Consider the following 24929-nt stretch of genomic DNA (forward strand, 5'->3'; position numbering starts at 1 on the left):
TCGCGCCACCCGACCGACTACCCGTGAGGTGTCATGCGAATCGCGATCATCGGAGCCGGACCCGGCGGCCTCTACACGGCCGCACTCGTCAAACGACTGCGGCCGCGGAGCGAGATCGACGTCTGGGAGGTGAACGCCCCCGACGAGACCTTCGGCTTCGGCGTCGTCTTCTCGGAGGGTGCGCTCGGCGGCATCGAGGCAGCCGACCCCGAGCTGTTCGCCGCGCTGGGCGCCGAGTGCGCCCACTGGTCGAGGATCGACGTCCACCACCGGGGCCGCACCTCCCGCAACGGCGGCTACCGCTTCTCGGCGATCGGCCGCCGCGCCCTGCTGGCCATGCTGCGCGACCGCTGCGCCGGCCTCGGCGTCACCGTCCGCCACGGCAGCCGCGCCCCCGAGGCGGACGTCCTGGCCCGGACGTACGACCTGGTGGTGGCGGCCGACGGCGTCAACTCCGCGACCCGTGAGGCCCGCCGGGAGGAGTTCGGCACCGAGACCACCCGACGCGGCTCCCGCTACCTGTGGCTCGGCACCGAACGCTCCTTCACCGCCCTGACCTTCGCCGTCGCCGAGACGGAGCACGGCACGCTGCACGCCCACGCCTACCCCTACGCCCCCGGCCTCAGCACCTTCATCGCCGAGGTCGACGACCGGGTGTGGGAGGCCGCCGGGTTCACCGAAGGCGTCGACACGGGCGTGCCGGACGCCTCCGGCAGGAGCGACACGGACCGGCTCGCCGGTCTCTTCGCCGACGTCCTGGAGGGGCACGGGCTGCGCACCAACCGCTCGCGCTGGGGCCGCTTCGTCTCCGTGCGCAACCGGCGCTGGAGCCACGGCCGGGTCGCTCTCCTCGGCGACAGCGCGCACACCACCCACTTCTCCGTCGGCTCGGGCACCCGGCTGGCCATGGAGGACGGCCTGGCGCTCGCCCTGGCGCTGGACGGCCACGGGTCGGTCCCCGAGGCGCTCGCCGCCTACCAGGCCGCGCGCCTGCCGGAGGTCGAGGCCATGCAGCGCACCGCGCGGACGAGCCAGGAGTGGTTCGAGGAACTGGAGCAGTACGCGGACCTCGAACCGGAGGCGTTCAACGCCCACCTGATCACCCGCAGCGGCCGCCTCACCCGCGACGACCTGGCGTCCTGGTCCCCGGAGCGCGTCGAGCAGGTCCGGGAGCGCTTCGCGCGCGCCGACCGCGGCGCGCGCGGAGCCGCCGTCCGCTGAGCCGGCGCCCGGCCCGCCCCGGGGAGCGTCACGAGGAGGAGGCGCGCCCCGGGGGCGTCACGAGGAGGAGGCGCGCCGCTCGGCCACGGACCGGCCGCCCACGAACCAGTGGTGTGCGGGCGTCTCCTCCACGATCACCCGGACGGCCTCCGCCGGGGTGCCGAGCGCCTCCTGCGCGGCGGCGGTGAGCGCTTCGCCGAGCGCGGCCACCTCCTGCGGGGACCGGCCCTCCAGCAGGGTGACGTGGATCAGGGGCATGCGTGCGACTCCTTCCGGTCGTCCTTCCGATGTCCGTCGCCCTCCCGGCGCGACGTCCCGTTCGCGGCCCGTCCCCGGACGACACGGCCCCGGGACCGCGCGGTCCCGGGGCCGACGGCTCAGGACCGGCTCCGCCCGCCGGCGGCCCGCAGGTCGGCCGCGAGGCTGCGGCCCGTGTGCGAGTCCTTCGCCCCGGCCAGTTCGGCGGGCGTGCCCTCGAACACCACCCGGCCGCCCTGGCTGCCCGCCTCCGGGCCGAGATCCACCACCCAGTCGGCGTGCTTGACGACGTCCAGGTCGTGCTCGATCACCAGCACCGTGTTGCCGCCGTCCACGAGCCGGTCGAACAGGCCCAGCAGCCGGCGCGTGTCGCGCATGTGCAGCCCGGTGGTCGGCTCGTCGAAGACGTAGACGGTGCCGGTCTCCTTCAGGCGGTGCGCCAGCTTGAGCCGCTGCCGCTCGCCGCCGGAGAGCGTGGACAGCGGCTGGCCCAGCGTCAGGTAGCCGAGTCCGACCTCGGTGAGGAGGGCCAGCTTGCGCCGTACGGGCGCGTCGTCGAAGAAGTCCGACGCCTCCTCGGCGGTCATGGCGAGGACGTCGACGATCGTCCGGCCGCGCACGGTGTGGCGCAGGGCCTCGTCGTTGAACCGGCGCCCGTCGCAGCGCTCGCACACCGTGGTCACCGGGTCCATGAAGGCGAGGTCGGTCTCGATGACCCCCTTGCCGCCGCACTCCGGACAGGCGCCCTCGGAGTTGAAGCTGAACAGCCCCGGCTTCTCGCCCGAGGCACGCGCGAACCGCTGGCGCAGGCTGTCCATGATGTCGGTGTACGTCGCCGGGTTGGACCGCGAGGAGATGCCCACCGACGACTGGTCGATCACCACCGCGTCCGGGTGCTGCGCGATGAACACCTTCGACACGAGCGTGCTCTTGCCGGAACCGGCCACGCCGGTCACCGCGGTGAGCACCCCGGTGGGAAAGGCGACCGTGACGTCCCGCAGGTTGTGCAGATCGGCCGCCCGGACGGTCAGCTCGCCGGTGGGGGAGCGGACCGTCTCCTTCAGCCCGGTCACGCTGCGCAGTTGCTTGCCGGTGACGGTGCCGGAACGGCGCAGCCCCGCCGGGGTGCCCTCGAACGTCACCTCGCCGCCGTCGCGCCCGGCCCCCGGACCCATGTCGACGACGTGGTCGGCGATCGCGATGACGTCCCGGTCGTGCTCCACGACCAGCACGGTGTTCCCCTTGTCGCGCAGCGCGAGCAGGATGTCGTTCAGCCGCTGCACGTCCCGCGGGTGCAGGCCGACGCTGGGCTCGTCGAAGATGTACGTCAGCCCGGTCAGGCTGCTGCCCAGGTGGCGCACCATCTTCAGCCGCTGGGCCTCTCCGCCGGACAGCGTCCTGGTCTGCCGGCCGAGGCTCAGGTAGCCGAGGCCGACCGACTGGACGCGCTCCAGCGCGGCCCGCGCGCCCAGCACGGCCGGTTTGACGGACGGCGCGTCGATCCGGGCGAGCCGCTCGATCAGGTCGGTGATCTCCATCGCCGAGAAGTCCGCGATGTTGTCGCCGTCGATGCGCGAGGCGAGGGCGGCCGCGTTCAGCCGTCCGCCGTGGCAGACCTCGCAGGGGCCCTGGGTGACCACCCGCTCGATCTCCGCGCGCTCCTTGCTCTTCGCGTTGTCGAGGCCGGGGGTGATGTACCGGCGGGTGAAACGCTCGACGATGCCCTCGTACTCGTTCTTGTAGACCCCGTTGCGGCCCGCCCGGTCGACCGTGAACCCCTTTCCGTGCAGCAGCAGCTCGCGGTCCTTCGCGGAGAAGTCGCGCACCGGCTTGTCGGGGTCGAAGAGCCCGGACTCGCCGTAGAGCTGCCACTGGAAGGTGCCGACCGCGAACGACGGGAAGCGGATGGCGCCCTCGTTGAGGCTCTTGTCCTCGTCGAGCAGCTTGTCCAGTTCCAGGCGGACGGTCGTGCCGAGGCCCTGGCACTCCTCGCACATGCCGCGCGGGTCGTTGGGCGAGTACATGTGCGAGGGGCCCGCGCTGGGCGTGCCCGCGCGGGAGAACAGCACCCGCAGCGCGGGCAGGATCTCGGTCATCGTGCCGACCGTGGAGCGGGCGTTGCCGCCGACCGGCCGCTGGTCGACGACGATCGCCGTGGAGAGGTTCTCCATCACCTCCGCCTTCGGCCGTTCGTACTTGGGCATCCGGTTGCGCACGAAGGCCGGCAGGGTCTCGTTGAGCTGCCGCTGCGACTCGATCGCCAGCGTGTCGAAGACCACCGAGGACTTCCCCGACCCGGAGACTCCGGTGAAGACCGTCAGCTTCCCCTTGGGGATGCGCAGGTCGACGCCCTTGAGATTGTTCTGCCGGGCCTCGCCCAGCACGATGAAGTCCTCGTCGTGGTTCTTCCGGTGAGCCGCCATGTCAGTACCTTCCGCCTGGAACAGGTGGTTTCCCTGGGGAAACCATTTCATCTCCTCCTCTGCTACCCCGCGACCGCGTAGGCTTGCGCGCCGCGCGGACTGGCCGCGCCGAGCACCAGCCCGTCGCCGGTGAGCCCGGTGGCGCACACCTTGCTGAGCGAGTAGTCGGCCACCAGCTCCACCTGGTGCCCCCGCCGCCGCAGCGCCTCGACCTCCGCCGCCGGCCAGCCGCCTTCCAGGACCACGGTCCCCGGGCGGAACCGGCGCGGGGCGAAGGACGTGGGCACGTGGTCGGTGTGGAAGGTGCGCGCCTCGATGGCCGCCTGCGGGCCCATCCCGTGCTCCGTGTGGTGCAGGAAGAAGCTCAGCGTCCACTGGTCCTGCTGGTCGCCGCCGGGCGTTCCGAACGCCAGGTACGGCCGGCCGTCCCGCAGCACCATCGTCGGGCTGAGCGTGGTCCGCGGGCGCTTGCCCGGCCCCACCGTGTTCGGGTGGCCGGGGGTGAGGGTCGCCATCTGCCCCCGGGTGCCCAGCGGGAAACCCAGCCCCGGCACCACCGGGGAACTCTTCAGCCAGCCGCCGCTGGGCGTCGCCACCACCATGTTGCCCGCCGCGTCGGTCACGCTCACGCAGCAGGTGTCGCCGGTCGCGGCGGTCAGTTTCATGATCGCCGGGATGCCCTGCTCCAGTTCGCCCAGCCAGGCCGGGTCCGCCGGTGCGACGCTCTCGTCGTGCAGCGGCGGCAGCAGCGGCTCGCGCCCGCCGGGCCGCCCCGGGCGCAGTTCCCGCGAGGCCTCCGCGCCGAGCAGCGCCCGCCGCGCGGCGCTGTACGCCGGGTCCAGCAGGGCCTCGACCGGCACCTTCGCGTGGTCCGGGTCGCCGTACCAGGCCTCACGGTCGGCGAAGGCGAGCTTGGCGGCCTCGACCACCGTGTGGACGTACTCCGCGCTCTCGGGCCCCGTCGCGGCGAGATCGGCGTCGGCCAGCAGGGCGAGCTGCTGGAGGAAGACCGGGCCCTGCGACCAGGGCCCCGCCTTGTGCACGGTGAGCGAGCGGTGGTCGAGGGTGAGCGGACGCTCCACGTGCGGCCGCCACGCGTCCAGGTCCGCGCCGGTGAGCAGGCCGCCGTTGCGGCGGCCGGTGGAGTCCGCCTCCTCGGCCTTGGCGAGGTAGCTGTCGATCGCCTCCGCCACGAAACCGCTGTAGAACGCCTCCGTCGCCGCGTCGATCTGTCCCTCGCGGTCCCGGCCGGACGCCTTCGCCTCGGCGACCAGCCGCCGGTAGGTGCGCGCCAGCGCCGGGTTGGTGACCCGCTCCCCGGCCCGCGGGGCGACCCCGTTGCGCAGGTAGGTGCGGCCCGACTCCGTCCAGGTGTCGCGGAACAGCTCCGTCAGCGCGCCGATCATGGCGGCGCACTTGGGCAGCACCGGATAGCCGCCCTCCGCGTAGCCGATCGCCGGTTCCAGTACGTCCTCCAGCGGCAGCGTGCCGTACTCCTTCAGCAGCCGGAGCCAGGCGCCGACGGCGCCGGGGACGACGGCGGGCAGCAGTCCGGAACCGGGAACGACGGCCAGGCCCCGCTGGGTGAAGGCCTCCACGGTGGCGGCCGCGGGCATCGGGCCCTGTCCGCAGACGACGTCGACCGAGCCGCTCCCCGCGCGGTGGGCGAGGATCGGCACGTCGCCGCCCGGCCCGTTGAGATGCGGTTCCACCACCTGGATGACGAAGGCGGCGGCGGTCGCGGCGTCGAAGGCGTTGCCGCCGCGGTCGAGCATGGACATGCCCGCCGTGGAGGCCAGCCAGTGGGTGGAGGCGACGGCACCGCGGGTGCCGTGCAGTTCGGGTCGGAAGAGCACCTGGGAGATTTCCTTTCTCGTCTCTGGTCGGACGGTCCGGACCGCGTGGGACCCCTGGGGGCTCAGGGCCGTCCGGGGGGCGTCAGTCGGCCGGACGCGGTGGCGGTGACGCGGCCGTGGACCGCGGCGGCGCGGGCCCGGCCCTCGCCGAGGTCGACGGTGCAGGACAGGAGGGCGGGGCGGCCCAGCTCCTCGCCCTGACGGACCTGGTAGTCATGACGGCCGTCGGTGCCGGGCAGCGCCTTCTCCCGGCCGAGCCAGACGCCCAGCGCCAGCGCGGCGGAGGCGCAGGCGGGGTCCTCGGGCATGCCGTAACCGGGGGCGAACACCCGGACGCGCGCGGTGCGGCTCGCGGGGTCCCAGGCGAGGAGCACCGCGTCCGGGCAGTCCGCCCAGACCGGGTCGCCCAGGTCGGCAGCCGCACGGGCCAGGGCCTCGGCCCCCACCGGCAGGAAGTGGAACGCGGGACCGAAACCGGCCAGGTGCGGGGTGCCCGCCAGGTCGGCGTCCGTCAGACCGCACGCCGCCAGCAGCGGGCCGGGGTCCCACTCGGGCCCGGAGAGCGGTTCGCCCGCGACGGACAGGGAGGAGCCGTCGGCCCCCGCGGCCACGGTGAGCTGCCGCCCGCCGCACTCCTGCACCGCCTCCCCGGCCGCCAGCCGGCCGGTGCGCACCAGCGTGCTCGCGGTGCCCACGGCGCTGTGGCCGCCGAACGGCGACTCGCCGGCCGGGGTCATCACCCGCACCCCGTACGTCGAGCCCGGCAGCCGGGGCGGCACCACGAAGGCCGTCTCGGTCAGGGCGGTCTCCCGGGCGACGGCGAGCATGTCCGCGGCCGAGAGCCCCGCGGCGTCCGGGACCACCGCGAGGGCGCAGCCGTGGTAGGGGGTGTCCGTGAACATGTCGACGATCTCGTACGCGATCAACGTCCCTCTCCTTCGCCGTGGGGGCCGGTCTCCGCTCCGCCGCCCGGCGGGGCCGTCGCGGGCACGGCCGCCCGCCCGGGGCGGAGCACTTCCTCCGCCAGGGCCTCCAGCACCCGCGGGTCCCCCTGGTACGGGAAGGACGCGCGCGGCCAGTGCACCACCAGGTCGGTGACGCCCAGTTCGCCGAAGCGGCCCACCGCGTCCCGGTAGGACTCGACGGAGTCGAGCACCCCGCCGACCAGGGCCCCGGTCAGCAGCAGCCGGTTCAGCGTGGCCGGGTCCCGGCCGGTGGCCTCGCACGCCGCGTCCAGCCGGTCCAACTGCCGGGCGATCTCCGGCAGCGTCTTCTCGTAGGGCAGCGCGTCGAAGCGGCCCGGGGGACCGGCGGTGACCCAGGTGTCCGCCCGCCGGGCCGCGAGCCGCATGCCGCGCGGCCCGGTCGCGGCGACGGCGAACGGCACCCGCGGCCGGGTCAGGCACCCGGGATTCACCGGCACGTCGTCGAAGGCGTAGTGCTCGCCCGCGTACGAGGTGCTGCGCTCGGTCAGCAGCCGGTCCAGGGCCTCGACGAACTCGGCGAAACGGTCGGCGCGCTGGCGCGGGGTCCGTTCGGTCGGGTCCACCACCCGGTCGTCCAGGCCGCCCGCCCCCGCGCCCAGCCCGCAGACGAAGCGGCCCCCGGCGATGTCCTCCAGGGACATCACCTCCTTGGCCAGCGTCACCGGGTGGCGGTAGGTGGGCGTGGCGACCATCGTGCCCAGAGTGATCCGCGAGGTGACGGCCGCCGCGGCGGCCAGGGTGGGGACACCGGCGAACCAGGGCTCGTCGCGCAGCCACCGCCACATCAACTGGTCGTACGTCCAGGCGTGATCGAAGCCGAACTCCTCGGCCCGGACCCACTGTTCGCGCGCCCGCGACCAGCGCCGCTCGGGCAGGATCACCACTCCGTGCCGCACGCGTGCTCCTTCCTCGTTCCTTCGTCGTGTCGTGCTTGTCGGGTCGTGCCGCGTCCCGTCCCGCGCCCTGCGGTCAGGGCGCGCTGTGGTGCAGCACCCTCGGCCTGAGCTGCCCGGCGGCGGCGTCGATCCGGCCCAGGACGCTGGCGAAGCCCTCCTCGTAGCCCTGCCGGACCTCGTCGCTGCGCAGCTCCTCGGGGAAGGCGGCGTCCTCCTGCGGGGTGAGGCCGGGGTAGAGGCCGTTGGCCCGCACGTCCTGGGTGATCGCGCGCAGCCGGGACCGGAGCTGGTCGACCAGCTCCGTCGCGTCGACCGGCGCCCGCAGGGTCAGGAAGTAGTGGTCGTACAGGAGCGCCTGGGTCTCGGGGCGGGTCGGGGTGACCTCCGCGGCCGACTCCTGGAGCAGCGACCGGCCGCCCGGCACCAGTTTGGCGGCCACGCCCGCGTGCACCGTGTGGTACATCCGCACCGCCCGGTTCAGCCGGTCCGCCTCGGGCGTTCCCTCCCACTCGGTCTTCTTCCCCCGCAGCAGCGAGCGCACGGGCACGAAGTCGGGGGCCCAGGTGCCGCTGAAGCTGCGGTGCTGGAGGTACATGCTGGGCCGGATGACGGTGCCGTAGACGTCGGCGGGGCAGGAGCTGGTGTACAGCAGCATCGCGGTGTAGGCGTCGGTGAGGTCCGTCATCGCCCGCAGGGAGGGCGCGGGATCGGCGAGGGAGCGGGCCTGGTGCAGGGCGTGCGCGGTCAACTGCCAGATGGCGAAGGTCGCCTGGTGGCCGGTGATCCACCGGAACCAGAACAACTGGTGGGAGATCTCCTCCGCGGCGAGCGCCGGGCCGGTCCGCGGGAGCGGTTCGGCGGGGCCCACGCGGGACGGGTCGGCGGGCCGTATCCGGGATATCGCGGTCTCGGTCCCCGGTGTCGGCGGCTCGGGCAGCGTCAGCGGCTCCAGGCCGTAGGGGAAGTCCCCGAAGTCCCAGTCGTCGGGCACCGGCAGTTCGGTGACGGTGCGGTGAACGCGCGTGCTCATCGGTCTCCTCCTGGTGGTGCGTAGGTGAACTCGAACTCCAGGCCGTTGACGTCCAGGACGTAGCAGCTCTGCACGCCGTCCGCGTCGACGACGATCTCGGTGGGCTTCTCGTCGACCGCGAAGCGGAAGCGGCCGGACGCGTACAGCCGCAACCAGCGCTCGCGCCAGGCCCGCAGCTCCTCGGGGGAGCCGACGGCCAGGCAGATGTGCTGGAACTGGCGGGTGTTGGCACCGGGGACGGCGCCGTCGTGCCCGGTGCGTTCGAAGAGGTGGAAGCGCAGGCCGGCCACCGTCACCTCGGTCAGCCGGGTGATGCCGGGCAGGCGGCTCAGCGTCAGGTCGCAGAAGGTGTCCAGCGTCCAGTTGGTCGTGCAGCCGAAGAACTCCTCGTACCAGGCGGCACAGTTGTCGAGGTCGTCCGTCTGCACGCCGACGTGGTGCAGCTCCGGTACGAGAGCGAGGTCCGTCGGCCGCTCTTTCGTGGTCCCGGTTCGCGGCAAGGTACTGCGCTCCTCTCATGGTGTTCGGATCATTGCGTTCCGACCAGCAGGGATCAAAGAGCCTTCTTTTTCTCGTTCAGGCAGGCGATTTCCCGGAAATCCCGTCGACTAACCGACGAAAATAAGCGGAAGAAGTGAATCCGTAGATTTTCCGGAATTTTTTCCGTCCGGGTACACAATGCTCTTCTCACGGGTAACACTGGAGTCATGACACAGAATCAATGGAGTGCGGTGGACGGCTACTTCGACGCGGTTCTCGGTGACGAGGACCCCGCGCTGGCCGCCGCCGCCCAGGCCCACACCGGATTCGATCTCCCCGATATCGGGGTCTCCCGCTCCCAGGGAAAGCTGCTGCATCTGCTGGCCCTCGTCCAGCGCGCCGAACGCATTCTGGAGATAGGCACCTTCGGCGGGTACAGCTCCATCTGGCTCGCCCGCGCCCTGCCGCCCGGCGGACGGCTGGTCACCATCGAGTGGGAGCGCTCGTTCGCCGAGGCCGCCGCGGGCCACCTGGAGCGGGCCGGCGTCGCCGACCGGGTCGAGCAGAAGGTGGGCAAGGCGCTCGACATCCTGCCCGAGCTCGCCAAGACCGCCGAGCAGCCCTTCGACCTGGTCTTCATCGACGCCAACAAGCCCGACACGCCGGAGTACTTCGACTGGGCGCTGGAACTCTCCCGGCCCGGCGGCGTGATCGTCGTCGACAACGTGGTGCTCGGCGGCGCGGTCGCCGACGCCGACAACCCGGACGGCGGCGTCCGCGGCATGCGGCGCTTCCACGAGAAGGTGGCCGCGGAGCCCCGGGTGAGCGCCACCACCATCCAGACGGTGGGCGCCAAGGGGTACGACGGCTTCACCATGGCCGTGATCCTGCCCGCCCCGGACGCCCGGCCCGAGGCGCCCGGCCTGCCCTGACGCCCGGCGGGAGGCCGGCCCCGCGGGGGCGGCGGCGCGGTCGTCGACCGCCCGTCGCCCCCGTCGCCGTACCGCGCCGGCGCTCATGCCTGGTCAGGCCCGATCAGGTCCGGCGCCGTCCAGCCGTCCAGGTCGTACTCCGCCATGCACTCCTCGGCGAAGCCCCGGTAGTCGTCGACCAGGCCGGACGCCGTCTGCGCCATCAGGAGCTCGATGCGCACGTTCTCGTGGTTGCCCGAGTAGTTGCGCTCGTACAGCTCGTGGCGGCCCGCGAACTCCGTGCCCACCGAGTCCCAGATCAGCTTCATCAGCTTGACCCGCTCCACCGAGTCGTATCCGTTCGACCCGCGCATGTACCGGTCCAGATGCGGCCGCAATTCGGGGTTCTGGAAGTCCTTGGCGTGCGAATTCAAGTAGATGAGGCCACTGCTGAGGTCCTGCAGAATGATCTCGCGGACCCGCGGATATCCGATCGTCATGAACCAGCGGTACGCCATTCCGTAATCCAGGTTCGGCAGCAGCCCGCCGTCGTGCCAGCCGTTCGGATTGCGCGCCATCGCGTCGCTGAGGCCCCAGAACATGTTCCGCCAGGCGAGCACCTCGCCCACCCGGGTCTGAATGCCCCGGAAGTCCTTCGTCCCGGTCACGTCCAGCCCCTTGAGCAGCAGGCCGGCCAGGAAGTCGAGTTTCACCGCGAGCCGGGTCACTCCGTGGAAGGTGAGCCGGTGCGTGAACCCGGAGGTGTTCAGGAAGGTGCCGGCCTTGGCGGTGTCGCCGTAGATGAAGACGTTCTCCCAGGGGATCTTCACCTTGTCCAGGATAAAGACGGTGTCGTTCTCGTCGAGACGGCTCGACAGCGGGTAGTCGAACGGGCTGCCCATCCGGGTCGCGGCCAGCTCGTACGACTGACGACAGATCAGCTTCACCCCCGGCGCGTCCATCGGCAGCGTCGCGACGAGCGCGAACTCCTTCTTCTTCACCGGCAGCCCGTAGTGCGCCACGAAGTTGAAGTGGGTCAGCGCCGACCCCGTCGCCACCACCTTCGCGCCGCTGACCACCAGGCCGTCGTCGCACTCCTTCTCGACGTGCACGAACACGTCGCCGACCTCGTCCGGCGCCCGGTCGCGGTCCACCGGCGGGTTGATCACCGCGTGGTTCCAGAACAGCACCCGCTCCTGCGCCTCCGCGTACCAGCGGCGGGCGTTGTCCGCGAACTCCCCGTAGTACTCCGGGTTCGCGCCCAGCGTGACGAGGAAGCTCGCCTTGTAGTCCGGGCTGCGGCCCATCCAGCCGTACGTCATCCGGGCCCACTTGGCGATCGCGTCCCGGTCGCCGACCATGTCCTCCACGCTGCGCGGCACCCGGAAGAACTTGTGCGTGTAGCCGTCGCTGCCGGTGTCCGTCGGCGCGGTCAGCGTGTCGCGGTGCTCCGGGTCGTGCAGCGCGTCGTACAGCCGCGCGGTCATCCGGGCCGTGTTGCGGAACGCCGGGTGCTTGGTGACGTCGTCGACCCGCTCCCCGTACGCCCATATCTCCCGGCCGTCCCGGATGCTCTCCAGGTACTCGTCGCCGGTCAGCGGGCGCGTCGTGCGGCGCGGCCCGGTGTCCCCCGCGGCGCCGGCGCCGGGGGCGCCCGTCGTGTCCGTGCTGTGCGTCGTGTCCGTCATGTGCGTCAGTCCCCTGTCCTGTCCGCCCTGCTGGGCTCGTCGTGTAGCGGGAGGTGCGCCACCGGGTCCATGCCGTCCAGGCACAGCGACCAGGCGACGGGCGAATCGTCCGGAATCAGTTCCGGGAAGGCCCCGCCGTGGAACAGCAGGGGCCGTCCCGGGCGGCTCTCGAACTCCGCGACCCTCCCGATGTGCAGCGTGTGGTCCCCGCCGTCGTGGATCTGCCAGGGCTGGCAGACCAGATGGGCCACCGTGCCCGCCAGCCGCGGGTGCGGCCCCTGTTCGTCCACCCACGGCACCGGCTCCGCCATGGGCCGTCCGGCGAAGTGCATCGCCAGGTCGCGCTGCGAGGCGTCGAGGATGTTGACGACGTAGTCCCCGCCCTCCCGCAGCAGCGCGCCCGCCCGGCTGCGCCGGTCCAGCGCCACCAGAGCCAGCGGCGGGTCCAGCGACACCGAGGTGAAGGCGTTGACCGTCGTGCCGTGCACCAGGTCACCGCGACGGCAGGTGAGCACCGTGACCCCGGTCGCGAACTGGCCCATGCAACTGCGCAGGGCACGTGGGTCGATGGGGCGGGGCGCGGTGTCCACGCCCCCTCGCTCAGGCATGCTCATGGGTCCCCCTGGACTCCCGGGGGCCGGTGCCGTGCCTGACGGGTGCACCGGCCCGGTGGCTGTCGTGGACGCCCGGCCGGTGCGCCGCGGCCGGTGCCAGGGCGCCGGTCAGCAGGTCGGCCAGGATGCCGGGGCCGTCCTGGGTCAGGAACGACTCCGCGTGGAACTGGATCGTGGACAGGGCCGGTCCGCGCAGCGCGACCACCTCGTCGCCGACGCGCTGCACCTGGACCGGGCCGCCGCCGAACCGCGGGCGCAGCCAGTCCTGGTCGGCCCGCGCGACGTAACTGTTGTAGAAACCGGCCATGCGCGGCGTGCCCCACAGCGGGACCCGCAGCCGCCTGCCCTGCGCCGGGTCGGGCAGCCGGGTCATCCGCAGCCCCAGCAGGGCGCACACCGCCTGGTGCCCCAGGCAGACCGCCGCCAGCGGCAGCCCGGCCGCGAGCCGTTCGGCGGCCGTGGCCCGCAGGGCGCGCACCCGGGGGTTCGCCCCGTCCCGCGGATCGCCCGGACCCGGGCCGAGCAGGACCACGCCCGGCGCTCCGGCGACGCCCGCGCGCGAGGCCCGGGACCAGGGCACCAGCCGCACCGCGCAGCCCAGTGCCCGCAGTTGGTAGGCGAGCATCGAGGTGAAGCCGTCCTCGGCCTCGACGATGGTGACCGCGGTGCCCGCGACGGACCGGGCGGCGGCCGCGTCAGCGCTTCCCCGCAGCCAGAACGCCGCCAGCCCGTCGTTGCGGGCGGCCAGCGCGCCGCGCACCGGGCCGGCCTCGGCCAGCGCGGCGGCGGACGCCGGGACGGGGGCCTTCGCCGACCGCCGCCCCGACAGGGCGTCCAGCAGGCCCGAGAGCTTGGCGGTGGTCTCCGCCGTCTCGTGCGCCGGCACCGACTCCCGTACGACACTGGCGCCCGCCGTCAGCCGTACGGAGCCGTCCGCCCCGAGGTCCGCGGTGCGCAGCAGCAGCGCCGCGTCCAGCCGTCGCTGCCCGTCCGCCCGGCCCAGCAGGGCGATGACCCCGCTGTAGTAGCCCCGGCCGTGCGGCTCGTACCGTTCGATCACCCGGCAGGCGTTCTCCACCGGGCTGCCCGTCACGGTCGGCGCGGGCATCGTGGTGCGCAGGATCTCGGTGAGCGGGCGGTCCGAGCGGCCGGAGAGGTAGTACTCGGTGTGCGCGAGGCGCGACATCCACTTCAGGGACGGCCCGCTGACCCGTACGCCGTCGTCGCACAGGGCCGTCATCATCTTGAGTTCCTCGTCGACGACCATGTAGAGCTCGTCGGTCTCCTTCGGGTCGTGCAGGAAACGCAGCAGCCCCGGCAGGTCGGCGCCGGTCCGCGGATACCGGTAGGTCCCGCTGATCGGGTTCATCTCCACCCGGTCGCCCCGCACCCGCACCTGCTGCTCGGGGGTGGAGCCGATGAAGTACCGGTCGCCGGTGAAGATCAGGAACGTCCAGTACGCGCCGGTCTCCGCCGTCATCAGCCCACGCAGCACCGCCAGGGCAGCGCCGCGGTCGAAGGCGCGGATCCTGCCGTGCAGGCTGCGCGCCAGGACGAAGTTGGAGCCCTCGCCGTGGTGGATCTCCCGGTGGACGATGCCGTCCACCGCCGCCGCGTAGCCGTCGTCGTCGATGTCGAAGCGGGTCTCCTCCACCTGCGGCGCCCGGTCCGGCAGACAGGCCAGCAGCCGGTCGAGCGGGACGCGCCGGTGCTCGCGCACCTCCATGGCGAGCAGCGGCTCGCCGTCGTCGGGGTGCGCGAAGCCGCGCTCCCGGATCTGCCGGTAGGGGGCCAGGACCAGGGTCTCCGTGCCGTCCGGGCCGCCGTCCAGGTCCAGCCCGAGGGCGTCCAGGCCGCCCGCGCGCCGTACCGGGCCGCTGAGGACCTCCACCGGCGCCCCGCGGTCGGCGCCGGGGCGGTGCAGCAGCGCGAAGGGCTCACCCGGCGCGGGCAGCAGCTCGTCGAGGGAGGGCGCCGGAGCGGTGCTGAGGGACGTGGTCATGCCACAGCCCCCACCGGAAGCCGCCAGTGCGCGGCGGCGGCGACGGCCTGGACGAGGCTCAGCCGGGGGTCGCACAGACTGCGGTAGCCGGGCCCGCGGGCCGGGCTGCGGCCCGCGCCCTCGCACTCGGAGATGTCGTCGGGGGAGGCCTCCAGGTGCAGGCCCACGCACCGTTGCGCGTTGTCGGCCAGCACGTCCACGCACTGCCGGATCTCGGACATGATCGCGTCGAGGCGGCGCGTCTTGAGCCCGTCGGGCGTCTTCACGGTGTTGCCGTGCATCGGGTCGCACATCCACAGCACCGGGTGCCCGGCCTGCCTGACCGCCCGTACCAGCGGGGCCAGTTCGGTGATGCGATGCGCGCCGAACCGGGCGATCAGGGTCAGCCGGCCCGGGGTGCGGTGCGGGTCGAGCACCGAGCACAGGTCCAGCACCTCGTCGACCGTGGCCTCGGGGCCGATCTTGCACGCCACCGGATTGTCCAGCTCGGCCATCAGCCGCACGTGCGCGAAGCCGGTCTGCCGGGTCCGCTCGCCGATCCAGGGCCAGTGCGTCGACGCCAGATAGCTGCCGCTGTCCGTGTGCCGCCGCACCTGGGGGAGTTCGTAGTCGAGCAGCAGCGCCTCGTGGCTGATCCACACCCGGTCCTCGGGCGCGGCGCCCTCGCCGCGGCCGAGCCGGTCGAGGGCGGTGACGGCGCAGCGGGCCGCCTCCAGGCCGGAGACGACGCGGGACGGGTCGGGAGTGCGGTCCTCCGCGCAGGCGTCCGGCCCGTTGACGAGCGGGCCCCGGAACACCGGGAGCCGCCCGCCGGGCACGTTCTCCCAGTCGTCGGAGCGGGGCTTGGCGAACTGCCCGGCCATCCGCCCGACGCGCACCACCGGCAGCCCGGAGCCGGTGCGCATGACGTCGCCGAGGACGTCCAGCATCTCCACCTTGCGGGCGACGTCGCGCGGTGCGCACTCGGTGGTCAGCTCCACGCAGTCACCGGCCTGGATGAGGCAGAACTCGCCCTCGGCGGCACGCGCCAGGAGCCCGTGCAGCTCACGGACGCTCGCGTACGACACCAGCGGGGGCTCGAGGGCGAGCCGGTCGTGGACGGGGGGCAGGAGGGAACGGTCGGGCCACCGGGGCTGCTGGCGGGCGGGGAGCCCGGCCACCATCGAGGCGATCAACGGGTCGTGTCCAGCACCCGGAAAGGGATGTCGAGGCATGCTGTCGGCCTTCGTTCGGAGGCGACCCGTGAGGGGTGGCCGCCTGCGGATGTCTGGGCGGGGGGAGCCGCGCGACGCCCCGGTCTACGCGTTCTGGCGTCCGGGGGGCCGGCGGTCCAGTTCACCGGCGGCTTCGAACCAGCGGATCATGCGGGTCAGGGAGCTGCGCTCGATGTCGGGCCAGCGCAGTCCGAGCCGGTCGAGGAGCCGCGTCGTCCGATCGTTGGCGTAGGTGTTGTCGCCGAGTTCCAGCGCGCCCTCCCGGAACAGCGGCACGGCTGCCGCGAGGGCGTTGCCCCCGGGCCGGCGGGCCGCGTCCTCCAGGCGGGTCAGCCACTCCTCGGCCGGAACCGTGTCGAGCCGGTGGCCGCACTCGCGGACGGCGGCGTGCACGGGCGTGAAGTCGGAGCCACGCGGGTGGAACAGGTGGTAGGTGGCGCCGACGGCGGACGGCTCGCGGGACAGGGCGTGCACGGCCCTGCCGACGAAGTCCACCGGCAGCAGGTCGGTGGTCAGCTCCTCGGCGGGCGGGGCCGAACCGAGTTCGATGAAGCTCTTGATCTGCCGCCACAGGAAGTCGTCGGCCTGGCAGGCGCCGGTGACGCTGTCGCCGGAGATCCGGCCGATGCGGTACACGGTCATCGGCATCCCGCGCTCCTGGGCCAGCCGGGCGATGCCCTCGGCGACCCACTTGCTCTGCGTGTAGCCGATGCCGAGCCCCTCACATGTGTCGGGGACCGCCTCCTCGGTGATCGGCCCGCCCTCGCGGCCCGGGGCGAACACGGCGACGGTCGACATGTGGTGCACGTGCTTGAGCCGTCCGGTGGCGGCGAACTCCAGTACGGAGCGCAGCCCGTCGACGTTGGCCGGCTTCACCGAGGCGTACGGCAGCACGAAGTTGATGTGCGCCGCCGCGTGATGGACCGCCTCGACCGACTCCGCCAGTTCGGCGTGGTCCGCCTCGGACAGTCCCATCCGGTCCCGGGCGAGGTCACCGGGGACCGCGCGCACCCGCTCCCAGGCGACGCCGTCCGCGATGCCGTACCGGTCGGCCGTGGCGCGCAGCCGGGCCAGGGCGGCGTCCGCGTCCTCGGCGCGCACCAGGCAGGTGACGGTGTGCCCCGGGACGGCCGCCAGCTCGCGCAGCAGCCAACTGCCGAGGAAGCCGGTCGCCCCGGTGAGCAGGAACCGGGTGGCGGCGTCCGGCGCGACCGGTTCGCGGTCGCCGGGCCGGACGGCGTCCGGCAGGGTCACATCGGCGCGCAGGTCGGCGGCGGGCTCCGTGAACGCCTGGGCGCCGCCCGTCCGGCACGCGTCGATCCGCACGGCCATGCCGGCGACCGTGGGGCTGTCGAACAGGGCCCGCAGCGGGATGTCGACCTCGAACAGCTTCCGCAGCCGGTAGACGAGTTCGGTGGCGATGATGCTGTTGCCGCCCAGGGCGAAGAAGTCGTCGTCGCGCCCGGGGGAGCCGCCGCCCAGGACGTCCGTCCAGGCCTCGGCGACGGCGCGTTCGGTGCCGGCCCGCGGCGGCCGGGCCGGGCCCTCGTCGGTGTGCCGGTCGCGCAGCTCCTGGGCCAGCCGCCCGGCCAGCCCGGCCCGGTCGATCTTCCCGCTCGGCGTGGTCGGCAGCCGGTCCAGCCCGACGAGGTGCGCGGGCACCAGGTACTCGGGCAGTTGCTCGGCCAGAGCGGCCCGCAGCCGTGCGCCGTCCTCGGCGCCCTCGCCCGTGACGGCGGCCACCAGCCGCCGGTCGCCGGGCCCGAACTCCACCGCGACCACCGCCGAGTCCCGCACCCCCGCCAGGGCGTCGAGCCGGGCCTCCACCTCGCTGGGCTCCACCCGGTAACCGCGGATCTTGATCTGGTCGTCGGCGCGGCCCAGGTACTCCAGGTCGCCGTGCCTGTTCCACCGCACGAGGTCGCCCGTACGGTAGAGCAGCTCGCCCTCCGCGCCGTAGGGGTCGGGCAGGAAGCGGCGCGCGGTCTCCTCGGGGCGGCCCCGGTATCCGGGCGACAGGTGGGGGCCGCCGATGTACAGCTCGCCCGTGACGCCCGGCGGCAGGAGTTCGCGGTCCGGACCGAGGACGCGCAGCCGCATCCCGTCGACCGCCCGCCCGATCGGCGGGGCCTCGGGCCAGTCGGCGGGGTCGCCGGACAGCTCGTACCAGGTGGCGAGATGGGTCTCGGACGGGCCGTACATATTGAGCAGCCGGGCCCGGGGGTGCCGGGCGAAGAACTCCCGGATCTGCGGGGAGACGACCAGCGCCTCACCGACCGAGGTCACCTCGCGCAGCGCCTCGCAGCGCACGTCCTCCGCGACGGCGAGGGCCGCGAACCGCTGGAGCGCGATGTACGGCAGGTACAGCCGGGTCACGTCGTGCTCGGCGACGAAGGCGGCCAACTGGTGCAGGTCCTTCTGGAGCTCGTCCGGGATCAGGGCGAGCGTGCCGCCGACGCAGAGCGTCCCCAGGATCTCCATCACGGAGACGTCGAAGGAGAGCGTCATGTACTGGAGGGTGGTGCCGGTCGCCCCGCACGGGGAGACCCGGTGCTGGGCGGAGACCAGGTTGCCGACCGTGCGGTCCTTGATGACGACGCCCTTGGGAGCGCCGGTCGACCCGGAGGTGTGGATGACGTAGATCTCGTCGTCGGGCGTACGGGTGGGGCCGAGCGGCGCGGGATCGGCCGCGTCGATGCGCTGCGCCTGCCGGTCGGTCTCCAGCAGCCTCGTCGTGGTCGGGAGAAGCGCACCGGTGGCGCTGTCGGTGAGGACGAGGTGCGCCTCGGTGTCGTCGAGGACGTACGCCACCCGCTCCGGCGGGTGCGACGGGTCCAGCGGGACGTAGGACGCCCCGGACTTCACCACCGCGAGCAGACCCGCGACCATGTCGGCCGAGCGGGGCAGCGCGATGGCGACCCGGCGGCCCGCCGCCGCGCCCTCCTCGCGCAGGACCCGCGCGAGCCGTCCGGCCCGCTCGTCGAGTTCCCGGTACGTCCACCGACGGCCGCCGTCGGTGACGGCCACGGCGTCCGGGGTGGCCGCGGCCTGCCGCTCGAAGAGCTCGGCCACCGGCACCGGGGGCGCGGAGCGGTCCACCCGGTCGTCGTGGGCCAGCACCTCCCGTTCCTCGTCGGCCCCGAGCAGACCGAGCTCGCGGACCGGGGTGTCCGGCGAGGCCTCGGCGAACCGGGACAGCAGCCGGCCCAGCCGCTCGCTCATGCTCCGCGCGGTCGCCTCGTCGAAGAGGTGCGCGTCGTACTCCAGGGTGGCGTGCAGTCCGTCCGCCTCCCGTGCGAAGACCACCGACAGGTCGTACTTGGCGCCGTGCGCCATGTCCCGCCGGACGTTCAGCGGCGTTCCGTCGTGGGTGACGCGGGCGGAGCCGGGGTCGGTGAGGACGAGCATGGTCTGGACGACGGGGGTGTGGCCGCCGCCGCGGTCGGGCCGCAACCGCTCGACCACCTTGTCGAAGGGGGCCCACTTCAGCCGCAGCGCGTCGGCCACCTCCTCGCGTGCCCGCCCCAGCACCTCGCGCACGGTCATCGCGCCCGCCACGTCCTGGCGCAGCACGACCATGTTGACGAAGTAGCCGACGAGGTCCTGGGTCTGCGGGTCGTCCCGCAGGGAGACGGGCGAGCCGACCAGGACCCGTTCCTGGCGGGTCAGCTTGGCGAGGAACGTGCCGTACACCGCGAGCAGCGCCATGAACAGCGTGACGCCCTCGCGCTCCGCGAGCCGTTCCAGCTTCTCGGCCACCGGCGCCGGGACGTGCAGGGGGACGGTGCCGCCCCGGTGTTCCTGCGTGGCGGGCCGCGGCCGGTCCGCGGGCAGCGCGAGCACGGGCAGCTCCCCGGCGAGCCGGTCGGCCCACTCGTCGAGCAGCCGCGTGGTGCGTTCGGGGGTGAGGTGCGTGCGGTGCCAGTGCGCGAAGTCGGCGTACTGCGGGCGGCCCGGCACGGCCTCCACCGGCAGTCCCCGCCCGACGCGGTCGTAGGCGTCGAGGAGTTCGCGCAGGAAGACACCCGCCGACGCGGCGTCGGACGCGATGTGATGGATGTTGCAGACGACCGCGCTCTCCGCGCCCGGTCCGAGCGCGCAGGTCACGGAGAGGACCGGCCCGTGCTCCAGGTCGAGCCGGGTGTTCGCCACCCGCTGGGCGAGCGCGTCGAGTTCCTTCTCGTCGCCGTAGTGCTCGACGCCGTAGTGGAAGGCCGTGTCGTCGTCCGAGACGACCTGGAGCAGCCGGGCGTCACGCAACGCGTAGGTGGTGCGCAGGACCTCCTGGCGCCGCAGCACTCCGGCGACGGCCCGGCGCAGCCGGTCCCCGTCGAGCCGGAACGGCAGCCGCGCCAGGAACGGCCCGTTGTACGCCTGCGGGGTCGGCAGGTACTGGTCGATGAGCCAGATCCCGCTCTGCCCGAACGAGGCCTCCGCCGTGTTGCCGCTGCGCGGCGCGGACCCGGCCGTCAGCTCCTGCCCGCCCTGCCCGGCGGCGCCGGACCGGCTCCGGGCGAGCCGGTCGGCCACCGCCGTCGCGCTCTGCCCGCCCAGTCCGCCGCCGGACGGCGGGTCGACGCCGAACACGGCCCGTAACACCGTGCCGAGTTCGGCCAGCAGCGCGGGATCGTCGCAGTGGTCGCCGAAGGGCTCGTCCGGTCCCAGGCCGGGAGACCGGAGCGTTCTCCGCGCCAGGTCCAGAATTGCCGTGATCAAGGGGTTGTGCACGGGTTCGCCACCCTCCGAGGACGTCGGGCGACCGGCTCATCGCGGCCGGTCGCTGTCGGGCACTGCGTCAGCCGTGCGACGCGGACGAGGAGGTGGCCGCCTGGTCGCGGGACTCCTCGATGAAGCGCGCGAGCTGCTCGACCGTGCCATGCCGGAACACCGACTCGGTGGTGATCTCGATTCCGAATATCTTCTGCAGCCTGGAGGCGAGCTGCACGAAATGCAGGGAATTCCCGCCGTGTCCCAGGAACGAGTCGGTGGTCGAGAACTCGTCCATTCCGGAGATTTCGATCCAGGCCTGGAGGACGACACTTTCGAGGGGGTTCTGCATGGTCTTCTTGCCTTTCTCTGGATTCTCGTTCCGGCTGTTCCGGATTTTCTTCTTCGGGGATTCCACGGTGAGCGCGGTGCGGTCGGTCTTCCCGTTCACGTTCGTCGGCATCCTCTCCAGGTGCCGGAACGCGGAGGGGACCATGTGGGAGGGCAGGTCCGCCGAGAGCCGCCGGACCAGGTCCCCCGGGTCGGCCGGGCGGCCGTCGGGGGTGGTGTAGAACGCGACGAGGTGCTTCTCGTGGGTGTCGTCGTCCTCGAACGCCTTCACGGCGGCGTCCGCGACCCCGTCGAGGGCGCGCACCGCCAGCGTCACGGCGCTGGTCTCCACCCGGAACCCGCGGATCTTCACCATGCTGTCGGACCGCCCGACCAGCACGATGTCGCCCCGGCCGTTGCGCCGGGCGAGGTCGCCGGTGCGGTAGAGCAGCCCGCCGCCGTCCGGGTCCTCGGTGAACTTCTCGGCGGTCAGCTCCGGCTGGTCGGCGTACCCGAGCGCCACACCGGTGCCGCCCACGCAGAGTTCGCCCACCTCGTCGGTGGCGCAGGGGCGCATCAGCGGGTCGTAGACGTCCAGGGTGACCGTCGGCAGCGGCCGCCCGATCGGGACGACGCCCGCGCCGTCGACGTCGTCGGGCGAGGTCAGCGGGTGCAGGGCGGTGATGGAGGAGTTCTCGGTGCAGCCGTAGCCGTTGTAGACGACCGCGTCGGTGTGCGCGAGGGCCCGTCGCAGGTGGCCGGGGGAGGGGAAGTCGCCGCTGAGCACGATGATCCGCACCTGGCGCAGGCACTCGGGTTCCTGGTCGACCAGGGCGTTGAACAGGCCGCAGGGGAGGCTGAGCACGGTCGCGCCGCGCTTCTCGACGGCCTCGCGCAGGTCCGGCAGCGAGGGCAGTCCGGGCGGCATGGGCAGCAGGGTGGCGCCGTGCAGGAACGCCAGCCAGATCTCGATGGTCGACGCGGCGAACGAGAAGGCGGCCGACTGGGTCAGCCCGTCGTCGGGGGTGATGTCGAGCGGACCGCTGTGCGGCCCCAGCCGCGCCAGTCCGCGGTGCGCGATCCGTACGCCCTTGGGCCGGCCGGTGGAGCCGGAGGTGTACATGAGGAACGCGGTGTCCTCCGGGCCGGTGCCGGGGTCCGGGTCGCTGTCGGGAAGGCCGTCGCTGCCCGTGACCAGGTCGTGCAGGGCGAGCGCGCCGTCGCGGGCCTCGGGGGGCAGGGCGTGGGCATCGTCGCAGATCACCGGCGACGGGCGGGCCTCGCGGAGGATGCGGGCGAGGTATTCCGCGGGATACGCGGGGTCGAGCGGGACCACGCAGCCCCCGGTCTTGAGGACCGCCAGCAGGACCGCGTAGAGGTCGGGGGACCGGCGCATGTGCACGCCGACGCGGTCCCCCCGGGCGACGCCCCGGTCGCGGAGGTGCCGGGCCATCCGGTTGGCCCGCCGGTTGAGGCGGTCGTACGTGATCTGTTCCGCGCCGTCCGCCAGGGCGACGGACCCGCCGTGCGCGCGGACGACCTCTTCGAACAGGGTGGTCAGGACGAGCGGGGGCGCCGGGGCCGGCGGACTTCCCGTGCGTGCTGTTCCTAATGGCCGTGGTAACGAAGGAGCTTTTACGTTCTTTTCCATAGTCGCTGATCTCCTCGGGGTGGGGGGTAACCGGAGGAAGGGCTCCCGTCGGCTCCACGGATGCGCATCGCGCATTCCACGGAGGAGCCTGACGTGAGTTTGTGCATTGTCAGCAGAGAAGGACAAGAATATAGTTTCCTTGCGGAAATCGATACTAATCACGCTTTCGTATCGATGTCAAACACCTGTGCTGTTCCATGCTGTTTCACGGGGTGCAACGCTTTTTCCGTGTGTTACCCGCATGCGTCGTCCAACGGAATGGGGCATGAAGCGCAGCCCCGTCCCCGCCGGGTCGGATCCGGTCGGCCGGCGGCCTGTCGGCGACCGGCTCTCGCACACCGGTACCCCCGGTTGGCGCGATCACGCCCCCCAGATGGTGTCCTCAGGGAAATCATTTTCCGGCCCACCGCGCGGCCCGGGTCCGCGCCCCCTTGGTACCTTGGGGCCGTCCCCCGCCGGTCACCCTTCGTACCGGAAGCGTTCATGACTCCACGAGACGGCTCCACCCCCACCCGCCCTGCGGAGCAGACCGTTCTGCAGGCGGCCCTGACCCACCTCCAGTGCCTGCTCGTCGCGCGCCGCTCCCGCGTCAACCCCGAGGGCGTCAACTGGCAGCAGTACGACGTGCTCGAACTGCTGCGGGCGCGCGGCCCCCTGCGGCCCTCCGAACTGAGCGAGGTGCTGGCGGTCTCCCGGCAGACCACCTCGAAGGCCCTGCGCGTGCTGAAGGACCTGAACCTGGTGCAGCAGGTGACGGCCGGCGAGGACCGGCGCGAACTGAGCACCTCCCTCACCCGCGAGGGCCACCTGTTCCTCGCCCGGATCGCCCGCGGCCACCACGACATCGGACAGCTCGCCGCCTCGGTGCTCACCGAGGGCGAGAGCGCCCTGTTCGCGGAACTGTGCGAGAAGGTCTCCGCGGCCATGGAGTCCGAACAGGGACGCTGACGGGCCCGGTGCCTCACCGGGACCTCACTCGTTGCACAGGGCATGAACGACGCGACGCCCACCACCCCCCACGCCCCGGTTCTCGTCCTCGGCGCCCGCGGCACCACCGGCCGCCGGGTCGCCGCCCGGCTGCGCGAGGCCCACCACCCGGTCCGGGCCGCCTCCCGGGACTCCGAGGTCCCCTTCGACTGGCACGACGACACCACCTGGGAACCCGCGCTCACCGGAGTCGAGCGCGTCTATCTGATGCTCCCGCACGAACTGCCGCTGGCACCGGAATTCGTCTCCCGCGCGGTCACGGCCGGCGTACGGCGGTTGGTCCTGCTGTCCAGCCGCGCCATCGAGGAGATGGGCGACGAGCGGCTGATGGCCGCCGAGCGCCTCGTCCGTGACTCCGGGGCGGACTGGACCGTCGTGCGGGCCGACTGGTTCAACCAGAACTTCGACGAAGGCATCTTCCGGGAGGCCGTCCGCGACGGTTCGCTGGCGCTGCCGCTGGGCGAGTGCCGTCAGACCTTCGTCGACGCGGACGACATCGCCGCGGTGGCCGCCGTCGCCCTCACCGAGGACGGCCACACCGGCCGCACGTACGAGGTGACCGGTCCCGAGGCGCTCACCTTCGCGGACGCGCTGGCGGCGATCGGCCGGGCCGCCGACCTCTCCGTCGCCTTCCACGGAGACCCGGACTCCTATCGCGCCGCCGGCCGCGCCGAAGGCCGCCCCGACAAGGACGTCGAACGCGAGATCGACGCCTTCGCCGCCCTCGCCGCCCAGGGGGACGCCCGTCCCACGGACACCGTCCTCCGCCTCACCGGCCATCCCCCGAAGCGCTTCGCCACCTACGCGAAGGAGGCGGCGACGCGGGACGCGTGGTCGGACGGGGAATGAGCGGCCAGGGGGGGGCGGGGACCGCGCCGTCTCAGGACACCGCCCACCCCGGACTGCCCAACTCGGTTCATGACCGCGGAAGTTGTTCCTCTCCGGGATGACTGGTGGCCCGTGCGACGGGGTAGGGCGTGAGGGGCCAGTGATGTGGTGCGCCGGGAGAAGGGCGACGATGCCGTGAAGAGAACCACCGCACGAGGGCGGGCCCGTACGGGCCTCGCCCTGGGGGCTGCCGTGACCGCGGCCGCGCTCTGCGCCCCCGCCGCGGCGGCCGCGCCCGCCGCCGCGGGCCCGGCCCACGCACCTCTCCCGCGCACCTGCCCCTACGCCTACTTCGACCTGGGCGAAACCCTCATCCACACCGCCGAGGACGGCAGTACGGACTACCGGCCCGGTGCGCGGGCCCATCTGCGCGCCCTGCGGGAGCGCCACATCAAGGTGGGGCTGATCACCAACGTGCCGCCCGCCTGGGGTGCGACCGACGCCGAGCGCGCCGCACGGCTGAAGAAGGAGGTCGACGCCACCTGGAAGGGTTCCGTGCCCTTCGCCTGGGAGGACTTCGGCGACCGTGTCCACACACCCCGCACGGAGGCCGAACGCAAGCCCGCCCCCGCCCTGTGGCAGCGGGCGAAGAAGGCCTCGGGCCGCTGCGTCGTCGTGCACCAGGCGGAGACGGCCGAGGAGGTCCGGGCGGCGGCGGCTCAGGGGTACGTGGCGTACCAGGTGCACCGGCCGCTGCGGCCCCGGTTCCTGCCGGTGCCGGTGATCGAGCTGCTGGGCCTCGCCCGCGGATGACCGCGGCGGCGGGCCCGGACCTCGACCCCCGCCG

At 73.1% G+C, this 24929-nt stretch carries 18 protein-coding genes; 5 read left to right on the forward strand and 13 right to left on the reverse strand.

What is annotated here, in order from left to right; all coding sequences use genetic code 11:
- Positions 1-33 precede the first annotated feature (33 nt).
- Positions 34-1221 carry an FAD-dependent monooxygenase gene (locus tag ACIP93_RS16945; protein WP_345218844.1) on the forward strand — a complete coding sequence of 396 codons (1188 nt, stop codon included), beginning with the start codon at positions 34-36 and terminating at the stop codon, positions 1219-1221.
- A 57-nt stretch (positions 1222-1278) separates the two neighbouring features.
- On the opposite strand, the gene ACIP93_RS16950 is transcribed toward ACIP93_RS16945, so the two are convergent.
- The 7 genes from ACIP93_RS16950 to ACIP93_RS16980 form a co-directional block, all read right to left on the reverse strand.
- Complete coding sequence (locus ACIP93_RS16950; RefSeq protein WP_345218846.1) at positions 1279-1479, reverse strand: tautomerase family protein; 201 nt, start codon at positions 1477-1479, stop codon at positions 1279-1281.
- 119 nt (positions 1480-1598) lie between these two features.
- Positions 1599-3902, reverse strand: coding sequence for an excinuclease ABC subunit UvrA (locus tag ACIP93_RS16955; RefSeq protein ID WP_345218848.1), 2304 nt, complete (start codon positions 3900-3902; stop codon positions 1599-1601).
- Between the two features lie 62 nt (positions 3903-3964).
- Positions 3965-5758, reverse strand: a complete 1794-nt coding sequence (locus ACIP93_RS16960; RefSeq protein WP_345218849.1) for a gamma-glutamyltransferase — start codon at positions 5756-5758, stop codon at positions 3965-3967.
- Between the two features lie 62 nt (positions 5759-5820).
- Positions 5821-6684 (reverse strand): PhzF family phenazine biosynthesis protein, encoded by an 864-nt coding sequence (locus ACIP93_RS16965; protein WP_401759516.1) that lies wholly within the window; start codon positions 6682-6684, stop codon positions 5821-5823.
- On the reverse strand, positions 6681-7640 hold the full coding sequence (locus ACIP93_RS16970; RefSeq protein ID WP_345218853.1) for an LLM class flavin-dependent oxidoreductase: 960 nt from the start codon (positions 7638-7640) through the stop codon (positions 6681-6683). The genes ACIP93_RS16965 and ACIP93_RS16970 overlap by 4 nt, the downstream gene beginning before the upstream one ends.
- Before the next feature lie 73 nt (positions 7641-7713).
- Entirely contained in the window at positions 7714-8670 is a 957-nt protein-coding gene (locus tag ACIP93_RS16975) for a hypothetical protein (protein WP_401759519.1), read from the reverse strand.
- Positions 8667-9170, reverse strand: coding sequence for a VOC family protein (locus ACIP93_RS16980; RefSeq protein WP_401759522.1), 504 nt, complete (start codon positions 9168-9170; stop codon positions 8667-8669). The genes ACIP93_RS16975 and ACIP93_RS16980 overlap by 4 nt, the downstream gene beginning before the upstream one ends.
- 207 nt (positions 9171-9377) lie before the next feature.
- Here ACIP93_RS16980 and ACIP93_RS16985 point away from each other — a divergent pair, with 207 nt between their 5' ends.
- Entirely contained in the window at positions 9378-10082 is a 705-nt protein-coding gene (locus ACIP93_RS16985; protein ID WP_401759524.1) for an O-methyltransferase, read from the forward strand.
- A gap of 83 nt (positions 10083-10165) precedes the next feature.
- Here the strand turns inward: ACIP93_RS16985 and ACIP93_RS16990 are convergent, their stop codons facing one another.
- The 6 genes from ACIP93_RS16990 to ACIP93_RS17015 form a co-directional block, all read right to left on the reverse strand.
- Positions 10166-11749 (reverse strand): 4-hydroxyphenylacetate 3-hydroxylase family protein, encoded by a 1584-nt coding sequence (locus ACIP93_RS16990; RefSeq protein WP_401759527.1) that lies wholly within the window; start codon positions 11747-11749, stop codon positions 10166-10168.
- 5 nt (positions 11750-11754) lie between these two features.
- The gene (locus ACIP93_RS16995) at positions 11755-12357 is read right to left on the reverse strand and encodes a flavin reductase family protein (protein ID WP_401759530.1); all 603 of its coding nucleotides are present in this window, start codon (positions 12355-12357) and stop codon (positions 11755-11757) included.
- Positions 12350-14365 carry a chorismate-binding protein gene (locus ACIP93_RS17000; protein ID WP_401759533.1) on the reverse strand — a complete coding sequence of 672 codons (2016 nt, stop codon included), beginning with the start codon at positions 14363-14365 and terminating at the stop codon, positions 12350-12352. The genes ACIP93_RS16995 and ACIP93_RS17000 overlap by 8 nt, the downstream gene beginning before the upstream one ends.
- Positions 14362-15579: a 3-deoxy-7-phosphoheptulonate synthase gene (locus ACIP93_RS17005; protein ID WP_401759535.1), complete on the reverse strand. Its 1218-nt coding sequence runs from the start codon at positions 15577-15579 to the stop codon at positions 14362-14364. Before ACIP93_RS17005 ends, ACIP93_RS17000 begins: the two co-directional genes overlap by 4 nt.
- A gap of 84 nt (positions 15580-15663) precedes the next feature.
- Entirely contained in the window at positions 15664-20307 is a 4644-nt protein-coding gene (locus tag ACIP93_RS17010) for an amino acid adenylation domain-containing protein (RefSeq protein ID WP_401759538.1), read from the reverse strand.
- Between the two features lie 67 nt (positions 20308-20374).
- On the reverse strand, positions 20375-22267 hold the full coding sequence (locus ACIP93_RS17015) for an amino acid adenylation domain-containing protein (RefSeq protein ID WP_401759541.1): 1893 nt from the start codon (positions 22265-22267) through the stop codon (positions 20375-20377).
- A gap of 483 nt (positions 22268-22750) precedes the next feature.
- On the opposite strand from ACIP93_RS17015, the gene ACIP93_RS17020 reads away from it, so the two are divergent.
- From ACIP93_RS17020 to ACIP93_RS17030, 3 genes are all read left to right on the forward strand, one after another.
- Complete coding sequence (locus tag ACIP93_RS17020) at positions 22751-23215, forward strand: MarR family winged helix-turn-helix transcriptional regulator (protein WP_401759544.1); 465 nt, start codon at positions 22751-22753, stop codon at positions 23213-23215.
- A 42-nt stretch (positions 23216-23257) separates the two neighbouring features.
- A complete protein-coding gene (locus tag ACIP93_RS17025; RefSeq protein WP_401759547.1) occupies positions 23258-24103 on the forward strand; it encodes an SDR family oxidoreductase in 846 nt (281 codons plus the stop codon).
- A gap of 174 nt (positions 24104-24277) precedes the next feature.
- Positions 24278-24895: a hypothetical protein gene (locus tag ACIP93_RS17030; protein ID WP_401759550.1), complete on the forward strand. Its 618-nt coding sequence runs from the start codon at positions 24278-24280 to the stop codon at positions 24893-24895.
- Positions 24896-24929: the final 34 nt, after the last annotated feature.

It is taken from the genome of Streptomyces sp. NPDC088745 (assembly GCF_044751045.1).
Taxonomy (GTDB): Bacteria; Actinomycetota; Actinomycetes; order Streptomycetales; family Streptomycetaceae; genus Streptomyces; species Streptomyces cremeus.

Bases quoted from the DNA above. Each gene is read 5' to 3' on its own strand.
- ACIP93_RS17020 (WP_401759544.1), top strand. From the start codon at position 22,751: ATGACTCCACGAGACGGCTCCACCCCCACCCGCCCTGCGGAGCAGACC.
- ACIP93_RS16985 (WP_401759524.1), top strand. From the start codon at position 9,378: ATGACACAGAATCAATGGAGTGCGGTGGACGGCTACTTCGACGCGGTT.
- ACIP93_RS16955 (WP_345218848.1), bottom strand. From the start codon at position 3,902: ATGGCGGCTCACCGGAAGAACCACGACGAGGACTTCATCGTGCTGGGC.
- ACIP93_RS16945 (WP_345218844.1), top strand. From the start codon at position 34: ATGCGAATCGCGATCATCGGAGCCGGACCCGGCGGCCTCTACACGGCC.
- ACIP93_RS17000 (WP_401759533.1), bottom strand. From the start codon at position 14,365: ATGACCACGTCCCTCAGCACCGCTCCGGCGCCCTCCCTCGACGAGCTG.
- ACIP93_RS16990 (WP_401759527.1), bottom strand. From the start codon at position 11,749: ATGACGGACACGACGCACAGCACGGACACGACGGGCGCCCCCGGCGCC.
- ACIP93_RS16950 (WP_345218846.1), bottom strand. From the start codon at position 1,479: ATGCCCCTGATCCACGTCACCCTGCTGGAGGGCCGGTCCCCGCAGGAG.
- ACIP93_RS16995 (WP_401759530.1), bottom strand. From the start codon at position 12,357: ATGCCTGAGCGAGGGGGCGTGGACACCGCGCCCCGCCCCATCGACCCA.
- ACIP93_RS17015 (WP_401759541.1), bottom strand. From the start codon at position 22,267: ATGGAAAAGAACGTAAAAGCTCCTTCGTTACCACGGCCATTAGGAACA.
- ACIP93_RS17005 (WP_401759535.1), bottom strand. From the start codon at position 15,579: ATGCCTCGACATCCCTTTCCGGGTGCTGGACACGACCCGTTGATCGCC.
- ACIP93_RS16975 (WP_401759519.1), bottom strand. From the start codon at position 8,670: ATGAGCACGCGCGTTCACCGCACCGTCACCGAACTGCCGGTGCCCGAC.
- ACIP93_RS17025 (WP_401759547.1), top strand. From the start codon at position 23,258: ATGAACGACGCGACGCCCACCACCCCCCACGCCCCGGTTCTCGTCCTC.